This is a genomic window from Stappia indica (assembly GCF_020177335.1).
GTDB lineage: Bacteria > Pseudomonadota > Alphaproteobacteria > Rhizobiales > Stappiaceae > Stappia > Stappia indica_B.
On sequence record NZ_JAIVMG010000020.1, the window covers coordinates 44,637 to 53,558 of the forward strand.

Annotated in this window: 7 protein-coding genes and 1 pseudogene; 3 read left to right on the forward strand and 5 right to left on the reverse strand. The window is 64.1% G+C overall.

The window, feature by feature from the left end; translation table 11 throughout:
* Window positions 1-9 precede the first annotated feature (9 nt).
* Complete coding sequence (locus tag LC062_RS20040) at window positions 10-486, reverse strand: YaiI/YqxD family protein (RefSeq protein ID WP_404829757.1); 477 nt, start codon at window positions 484-486, stop codon at window positions 10-12.
* Between the two features lie 275 nt (window positions 487-761).
* Here LC062_RS20040 and LC062_RS20045 point away from each other — a divergent pair, with 275 nt between their 5' ends.
* From LC062_RS20045 to bioB, 3 genes are all read left to right on the forward strand, one after another.
* Window positions 762-1,430, forward strand: coding sequence for a GntR family transcriptional regulator (locus LC062_RS20045; protein ID WP_224912828.1), 669 nt, complete (start codon window positions 762-764; stop codon window positions 1,428-1,430).
* An 80-nt stretch (window positions 1,431-1,510) separates the two neighbouring features.
* Window positions 1,511-2,071 carry a biotin transporter BioY gene (locus tag LC062_RS20050; RefSeq protein WP_224912830.1) on the forward strand — a complete coding sequence of 187 codons (561 nt, stop codon included), beginning with the start codon at window positions 1,511-1,513 and terminating at the stop codon, window positions 2,069-2,071.
* Entirely contained in the window at window positions 2,068-3,057 is a 990-nt protein-coding gene (bioB, locus tag LC062_RS20055; protein ID WP_224912832.1) for a biotin synthase BioB, read from the forward strand. Before LC062_RS20050 ends, bioB begins: the two co-directional genes overlap by 4 nt.
* A 38-nt stretch (window positions 3,058-3,095) precedes the next feature.
* Here the strand turns inward: bioB and LC062_RS20060 are convergent, their stop codons facing one another.
* The 4 genes and pseudogenes from LC062_RS20060 to LC062_RS21610 form a co-directional block, all read right to left on the reverse strand.
* Complete coding sequence (locus LC062_RS20060) at window positions 3,096-6,452, reverse strand: error-prone DNA polymerase (protein ID WP_224912834.1); 3,357 nt, start codon at window positions 6,450-6,452, stop codon at window positions 3,096-3,098.
* The gene (locus LC062_RS20065) at window positions 6,449-7,933 is read right to left on the reverse strand and encodes a Y-family DNA polymerase (protein WP_224912836.1); all 1,485 of its coding nucleotides are present in this window, start codon (window positions 7,931-7,933) and stop codon (window positions 6,449-6,451) included. Before LC062_RS20065 ends, LC062_RS20060 begins: the two co-directional genes overlap by 4 nt.
* Window positions 7,848-8,435, reverse strand: coding sequence for an ImuA family protein (locus LC062_RS20070; RefSeq protein ID WP_224912838.1), 588 nt, complete (start codon window positions 8,433-8,435; stop codon window positions 7,848-7,850). Before LC062_RS20070 ends, LC062_RS20065 begins: the two co-directional genes overlap by 86 nt.
* A 127-nt stretch (window positions 8,436-8,562) precedes the next feature.
* Window positions 8,563-8,721: pseudogene (locus LC062_RS21610) on the reverse strand (SGNH hydrolase domain-containing protein); the annotation flags it as partial.
* Window positions 8,722-8,922 lie beyond the last annotated feature (201 nt).

The following is an 8,922-nucleotide window of genomic DNA, read 5'->3' on the forward strand; positions in this document are numbered from 1 at the left end:
CCCGGCGCATCAGCCTTTGTCGCTGCCCTCTTGCCGCTGTTTCCGGGCCTGCCGGACGAGCCTGTCCAATGCCTGCAGGAAACGAGAGCGGTCGGCGTTCGAAAAGGCCCGGCCGCCGCCCTGGTGAAACGGGTCCGCCGCCCGGATATCCTGCATCAGATCCCGGGTCGCGAGCCGGCCGCCGATATTGGCAAGGCTCAGGATCTGACCATCATGCTGCACAACCAGCGCGCCGGCCTTCAGGCACCGATCGGCAAGCGGAATGTCGGCGGTGACCACCACATCGCCCGGCCCGCAACGCTCGGCAATCCATTTGTCGGCCACATCCGGTCCCTCGGCGACGATCTGCAGCGAGATGAGCGGATTGCGTGACGGCCGTATTCCGCCATTGCACACCAGCACCACCGGGACATTCAACCGGGTCGCCACACGCTCCACCTCGGATTTCACCGGACAAGCATCGGCATCGACATAGAGCGTGGTCAAGTCTCGAAATTCCCCTGTTGGCCGCAGCGCTTCGGACGACGAACGGCATCCGGTCTTATACATGGCGAACTGCGCGTTTGAAAAAACCGATTTGCCGCGATTGGTTGGCTGGGCGTCGTCGCAAGCTTGCCGGCAACGGCCAAGCCCACGGACTACGGCATCGTCCCCGCATCGCCGCTCCAGCCGTCCCCTACGGGCCTGAACCGCCTCCACGACCATCCACAGCCCCAAAGGCAACGGTCGACAGAAGCGCGCCAAGAAATTATCTATAATTCATGACATCTCGCACCGAAGAAACCCAGGCCGCACGCATTGCGCGCATTCTTGGCGAGCGGATCATTTCCGGCTCCCTCCCCCCTGGCGCCCACCTCAGGCAGGACCACATCGCCACCGAATTCGGCGCAAGCCACGTCCCCGTGCGCGAAGCCTTCCGGCAGCTTGAAGCCCGAGGTCTGGCGGAATGCCTACCCCGGCGCGGCGTCCGGGTCACCGAATTCGACGTGGCCGAACTGCGGGAGGTCGCGGAAATGCGCGCCAGCCTGGAAGCGCTGGCCCTGCGCCACGCCGCCCCCAATATGACGCGCGCAATCCTGCAGGAAGCTGAAGAGGTTACACGCCGCGGCGATCGCGCCGACACCGTGCAGGACTGGGAAGACGCCAACCGCCGCTTTCACCGGCTGATCCTTACCCCCTGCCACATGCCGCGCCTGCTGAAGACCCTTGACGACCTTCACGCGGCAAGCGCCCGCTTCCTGTTCGCCGCCTGGCAACAGGAATGGGAAACACGCACCGACCACGACCATCGCGCCATCCTCCAGGCCCTGCGACGAGGACAGACCGACCTGGCCTGCGCAACGCTCGCCCGCCACGTGAGCTGGCTCGGGAAACGCAAGCCCGCAAAAAGAAATGCTGAAGAAAGAGAGACTTATGAAATTTTCGGATAATTATCTATAATCTGCCTTGATGGTCGGATTTCCGTTTCGCAATCATGGAGGGAAGCTCTCTATCAGCGAAAGGAAACGCCATGCCTTCACTGGCTCACGGTGCCGCCGTCACCGCCACCCCGCTCTGGCGCGGACTGACACTCACGCTCTGCGGCGCAGCCCTGATCACGCTGGGCGCCAAGATCCAGATTCCCTTCTGGCCCGTACCCATGACTCTGCACACATTGGCCGTTTTTCTCACAGCAGCCGCCTTGGGCCCACGCCTCGGCCTTGCCGCCATGACCGCCTATCTCGGTGCCGGCGCCCTGGGCCTGCCGGTCTTCTCCGGCACGCCGGAGCGCGGGATCGGGCTGGCCTACATGGTTGGCCCGACCGGCGGCTACCTGCTCGGATACTGGCTTGCCGCCAGTCTGATCGGCGCCCTTGCCCACAGGCGCAAGTGGGTCGTCCAGACATTGGCCATGCTGGCGGGCCTTGCCGTTGTCTATGCCGCCGGTCTTGCCTGGCTGGCCAACTTCGTTCCCGCCCGCGATCTTCTTGCTGCCGGTTTCACCCCCTTCGTTCTCGGCGACCTCGTCAAGATCGCGCTGGCCTGCCTGCTGCTTTCGGGCGCCCGCCGGTGGACGGGAGCCGCGCAATGACAGAAGCCGTCATCCGGACCGACTGGACCCTTGAGGAGGCACGGGCGATCCACGCCCTGCCGCTTCCCACCCTGATGGCCCGCGCTCAGGCTGTCCACCGCGCTCATTTCGATCCAACCGTGATCGAAACGGCCAGTCTGCTCAGCATCAAGACCGGCGGCTGCCCGGAGGATTGCGGCTATTGCTCGCAATCCGCTCATCACGCGACCGGCGTCAAGGCAACCAAACTGCTGGACGCTGACACCGTCCTTGCCGCCGCAAGACGCGCAAAGGCGGCGGGCGCCCAGCGCTTTTGCATGGGCGCTGCCTGGCGCAGCCCCAAGAACCGGGACATGGACGCGCTCTGCGACATGGTGAAGGGCGTCGCCGACCTGGGGCTGGAGACATGCATGACGCTGGGGATGCTGACCCCGGACCAGGTTGCGCGGCTCAAGGCCGCCGGCCTCGACTTCTACAATCACAACATCGACACGTCTCCAGCCTATTATTCCGAAATCGCCACCACCCGGACCATGGAAGATCGGCTCGATACGCTGGAGCATGTGCGCGCGGAAGGCATCAAGGTCTGCTGCGGCGGTATCCTCGGCATGGGGGAAGCGGAGGACGACCGCATCGCCCTGCTGGTGACGCTGGCCACCCTGCCCACCCACCCCCAGAGCGTGCCGGTGAACCTGTGGACCGAGATCGAAGGCGTCCCCGTCCAGTCGCGAGCCCGTCCCGTGGAGCCCTTTTCGCTGGTCCGGGCCATCGCCCTCGCCCGCATCCTGATGCCCGCTTCCGTGGTGCGCCTCTCAGCCGGACGGCTGGAAATGGGCGACGAATTGCAGGCCCTCTGCTTTCTTGCCGGAGCCAATTCGATTTTCGTCGGCGACCAGCTTCTGACTACCGACAACCCGGCTCCGGCACGCGACGCCGACCTGCTCGCCCGGCTGGGACTGCGGATAGCCCCTGCCGTGCCGCATGCCCCACCCATCGCCGCGGAGTAGGCCGACAAGCTTCCCTCGCCTGCTCTCGGCCGCCTCCGTCAGTGGAAGTCACGACTCGGGAAGAGCCTCTTGGCCTGTTCGCGCGGGTGGCGGGCGGTTGGGGGATGCCGTCGCGGGCGGGGGGCCTCATCGGCCTGCGGCTGGGTGATCCCGATGGCATCGTTGAGGGGATGGCCCAGATCCGCAAGGCGGTGGGACAGGTCCTCGATATGATCGGCGATGAGGTGCACGACGATACCCTCACGTTCGAGCCGTCCGGTGACCCGCAAGAGGCGGCCTCCCATGACGGCGCGGCGAAAACGTTCATAGACCTTCGGCCAGACGACGATATTGGCAACCCCGGTTTCGTCCTCAAGCGTCAGGAAGATGACGCCGGACGCCGTTCCGGGGCGCTGGCGGGTAATGACCAGCCCGCAAACGCTGGTGCGCCTGAAGGGCGCCTCAATCAACTGGCCATGGGGCGTCAGGCCCGGAATCGAAGGACGCAGCAGCTCCATCGGATGCTTGCGCAGCGTCAGCCGCATCGCAACATAATCCTCGACCACCTCCTCGCCGAGATGCATGGGCGGCAGGCACATCTCCGGCTCCCGGATGCCTTCGCCATCAAGGGGATCGGAGAAGAGCGGCAGGGGTTTCGGTGCGCGGATGGCACGCACTTGCCAAAGCGCATCACGGCGGGTGAGGCCCATTCCGATAAAGGCATCCGCCTCTGCGAGCCGTTCCAGAACGGCTGGAAGGATGCCCGCCCTGAGCCAGACGCTCTCAGGGTCGGGATACCCGTTGCCGCGCGCCGCCACGATCCAGTCTGCGTTCTCCTCGCGGAAACCCTTGATCTGGCGCAAGCCAAGACGCAGGGCCCAGGTTCCATCTGCCCGGCGTTCAAGCGTGTTGTCCCAGGCGCTGCTGTTCACGCAAATGGGGCGCACCTCCACTCCGTGATCGCGCACATCGCGCACGATCTGCGCGGGCGCATAAAAGCCCATCGGCTGGGAGTTCAAAAGCGCGCAGGCGAAGATCGCCGGGTAGTGGCACTTGAGCCATGAGGACACATAGGTGAGCATGGCGAACGCCGCTGCGTGGCTTTCGGGAAAGCCGTAATCGGCAAAGCCCTCGATCTGGGAGAAACAGGCCTCCGCCGTTTCGCGCGAATAGCCGTTTTTCATCATCCCGTTCACGAAGCGCGTGTGGTGTCGCTCGATCGTTCCCATGCGGCGGAAGGAGGCGAGCGAACGGCGGAGCTGGTCGGCCTCCTCGGGAGAATAGCCCGCTCCGACCACGGCGATCTGCATCGCCTGCTCCTGGAACAGCGGCACCCCAAGCGTCTTGTGGGTGACTTCCGCAAGTGCGGGGCCGAAAGGTTCCGGTTTTTCCAGCCCCTGCCGTCGCCGGATATAGGGTTTGACCATGCCGCCCTGGATGGGACCGGGGCGAACGATGGCGACCTCGATAACAAGATCGTAGAAGGTCCTCGGCTTCATCCGGGGGAGGAAGTTCATCTGCGCCCGGCTTTCGACCTGGAACACGCCCACGGCATCGGCGCGGCACAGCATGTCATATGTCGGCTTGTCCTCCTGCGGGACTGTGGCCAGCGTGAGCTGTTTCTTCTCATGCTGCGCCAGGAGCTCGAAGCTTTTGCGCAAACAGGTGAGCATTCCCAGCGACAGGATATCGACCTTCAGAATGCCGAGCGTATCGATGTCGTCCTTGTCCCATTCGATGACCGTGCGCCCTTCCATCGCCGCGTTCTCGATGGGGCAGAGTTCATCGAGCCGGCCGCGGGTGATGACGAACCCGCCCACATGCTGGCTGAGGTGACGGGGAAAGCCGATGATCTCGCTGATAAGACGCAAGGTCTGGGCAAGGCGCCGGTTTTGCAGATCGAGGCCCAGTTGGCGCGCATGATCCAGATCGGCGCCCTTGTTCGAAAGCCCCCAGATCTGACCCGAGAGGTTCGCGGTCACGTCTTGACTGAGGCCCATCACCTTCCCCACCTCGCGGATCGCGGCACGGGTCCGGAAATGGATCACGGTGGCGCACAGCCCCGCGCGATCGCGGCCGTATTTCTCATAGATCCATTGAATCACTTCCTCGCGGCGCTCATGCTCGAAATCCACGTCGATATCGGGCGGCTCCTTGCGATGACGGGAGATGAAGCGCTCGACAACCATACCGATCATATCCGGTGATACGCCGGTGATCTCAAGCAGGTAGCACAGGATGGAATTGGCGGCCGACCCACGCCCCTGGCAAAGAATGCCTCGGGATCGCGCCTCCTGCACGATGTCGCGCACGGTCAGGAAATAAGCTGCGTAGCCAAGCTCCTCGACGAGGCAAAGCTCCTTCTCCAGCAACGTGTGAACCCGCTCCGGGGCGCCATTGGGATACCGGCGCTCGACCCCAGCGCGCGCAAGCCGGTCGAGCCGGGCCTGAGGTGTTTCACCTTGCGATACCTCATCGGGATATTCGTAGCTGAGCTCGGAGAGATCGAAACTGCAACGCACGGCGATCTCAAGCGTGCGGCGCAAGGCTGCCGGGTGGTGGCGATAAAGCCGCGCCATGTCGGAGGCGCCCTTGAGGCGGCGCTCCGCATTGGGCAGCGCGCGGGTGCCGATCCGATCGATGGTGACATTCTCCCGCATGCATGTCAGCACATCTGCGAGTTGCCGCCGCCCTCCATGATGCATGAGCACATCCCCGACCGCCACCATGGGCGCGGATGTTCGCAATGCGAGGGCCGCACAGACGTTGAACCATGGCGGGTCCGAACCGTCATACCGGGGCGCCGCACCGAGGAAGACATTCCCGGGAAAGCGCCGCGACAGCGTTTGTATGGGCGCCTGCGGGCAGAAGGGCCCGCGCGGCGGCAGCGCGATGAGGATCATCCCCTGGCAGCCCTCCTCCAGATCGGCCAGATAGAGGTGACAGTCCCCTTTCCCCGTGCGTTGCTTGCCAACGGTGAGAAGGCGGGCGAGACGGTGATAGGCCGGGCGATCGGTCGGCAGGGCGACCCAGTCGATCGGGCAATCGCGCAGCACGAGGCGGGCGCCGACGATGAGCTTCGGAAGCTTGACGATTGCCGGGCGGGGCAAATCGAGCCTTGGATTGCTCCTTTGGCGCGAGCTGTGGTCGACCTGATCCTGGGAGCGGATGTGCAGGATCGCATTCACCTCTTCACGCAGCGTTTTCAAGGCGGAGTAAGCTCTGACCACGCCTGCCAGCGTGTTGCGGTCGGTAATGGCAATCGCCTCAAGCCCGAGCTCCGCGGCGCGTAGCACCAATTCCTCCGGATGGGACGCACCGGTGAGAAAGGTGAAGTTCGAGGTCACGCACAGCTCGGCGTAGCAGCGCGGACCGATTGGCAAACCTTCAGCATCCGGACAAAAATGCAGGGTCATGGAAATTCTCCCTGCACGAACCAGCCGGGATGCTGCGGTGTATGAAAGAGCCAGAGCCGGCGGCCCTGCCGTGTGCTGACCTTCCAGTAGTCGCGCAGACCGGTGCGCCAGTTGTCGTCCTCAAGCCACCATTCCGGCGCGATCCGTTCCGGTCCGGCGGCATGGGCGGTGGTGAAGGGCATGCGCCGCCAGCGGAAACGGTCCGGGGGAAGACTGCCCGAACCGGTGATCGGCTCGGGAGAGAACAGATGAATCGGGCGCGGACGCGGACTGGCCCAGCCGCCCTTCGGGTCATTGGCAAACGCCGGCGAGAGCGAGAAGGCCCGTTCCGGGATATGGCTGTCGGCGGGAAGAAAGCGCTGAACGTTCTCGATCCCGATCCTGGTACCGATGCGGTTGATGAGGTCATCGAGCCGCGTCGTTCGCTCAGTGGCAATGGCACTGATCTGTTCGGAAGGCAGGGCGGCAACCTCGACCGCCTCAAGCCGGATCAGATCAATGCCGAAGCCGGCATCCACATCCCCGACCTCGCGTTCGAACAAGGGGAGAATGCGCGTGGCGTCGCGCAAAGGACGGGCCAGGCGCAGTTCGACCGTCTGCGCCGCCCGATCGACACGATAAAGGGTCAGCAAGAGGATGCGTGCCCCCGCTTCATTCTCGGCCAGTCTGGAGCAAAGCCGGTCGAGCAGTCGGGCGGTAGATTCCATGACGTCGGCAACCAAACCGATCGGCTCGGGGAACGTCATGCGCAGCCCATAGTGGGGAGGCTCGATCAAGGCAGAAATCTGCTCTGGTTGCCGCCCCATGGCCTGATCGAGGCGGCGCAAAAGAGCGGGACCGAAGCGGCGTGCGAGTGAAGCGCGATTTGCGGCCTCAAGTGTTTCGATGGTGCGCAAACCGAGACGCTGGAGCGCGGTCTCCGTCCCCGCGTCCAGTCGCAGGGCGGCGACTGGCAAGCCGCCAAGCACGGCAAGCGGATTGCCCGGCTCGCAGCGATCGCTCCCCTCGCCATGATGGGCGAGCGCCCAGGCCGCCGCCCGGGTATCGGCCAGTCCGAGACGAACGGACAGCCCCGCCCGCCCGAGCCGCTGACGCATGTCGGCGAGCATCGGCTCCTCGCCGGAGAAGAGATGCGCAGAGCCGGTGATATCGAGCACAAGACCGTCGCGCCCCTCGATCCCGACCCAGGGGCAGTAGCGCAAGGCCCATCGGCGCAGGGCATGGAGGAAGCGTGCATCGAGCGCGGGATCGGCAGGGGCGCTTTGCAGCTCGGGACAAAAGATGCGGGCATCGGAATAGGACATGCCGCAGGAAAGCCCCTGGCGTTCGGCTTTCGCGTTCAGGCAATAGATGCGGTTCGCATTGTTGGTGTTGAGCGTGAGTGCAAAAGGGCCGTCAACCGGGCGCGCCCTCAGAGCCCGGTCGCTTGCCAACCGGGGGAACCACATGGAGACAACGCGTTTCCGGATCCCATCGAACATCCCAGGCCTCCAATGTTCCTGTTTTGTTCTTGATAATTTCCCAGCGCATGAGAGTCGAGTCCTCTCGTTCCAGATCCAGAACCGGCGCGGCGTGCCAGCGCGTCTCCGCCGCGTTCGACCCCATGCCTTCGGGAATGATGCAAAGCCCCGTCGTCTGCCCCGTCCTGGCCGCCAGTTGCAAACGCCGTCCTTCGCGCAGGTCCAGCGGCTGGGTGATGTCAATCACCACGAAGGACAACGCGCCGCTCCTGAGCGCCTCTTCGGCAACGGCGAGGCCATCCGCTTGCGTATCCGCCTGGGCAAGGAGAACGCGCGAAGGATCGAGAAAAGGCGCAAGACCAAGGGGGTATACCGTTCCCCCGAGCCTGGTCCTGCGCACCCACAAGACCTGGTCTCCCGCCGAGGCGGCGGCAATCGCGGCAAAAGTCAGGGCCGCCGGGCCGCAAACCTCATGGACCCGCGCCTTGCGCAAGGGGAAAGCTGGAATGCTGTTTTCGGACATGCGCCTAGAATGCCAGCGAAGGATGCGCTTTTCAAACCCATGCGGAGCGCCAATGTGCGAAGATGCCCTCTGGAGAGCAGAACAAACATGCCGGGAGTCCCAGATCCAAAGACGGAGCACATCTCCGCTAACGGCGCAGCCCAATCGCCTCAATCAATGGACCGACAACAAGATCGGCGCCTTCGACGGTTAAGTGATCACTATTCCAGTACAGCGCAATCCCATCGCGGAAGATGGCACAGGTTTCAGTATTGCATAGCAACACCGTGGGATCGAAGAACCGAACCGCAGGCGCACGAGCGAGCTACCCCCCGAAATTCGGACACTGACATAAGCTACGATTTGCAGTCTGCTGATCTTCGATGAGGAGGAGATCAGAGATGTCGAAACGCAAGCAGCACGCGCCTGAGTTCAAGGCGAAGGTCGCGCTGGAAGCCCTGAAGGGTGAAGAGACGGCGGCCGAGCTGGCGAGCCGGTTCGGGGTGCA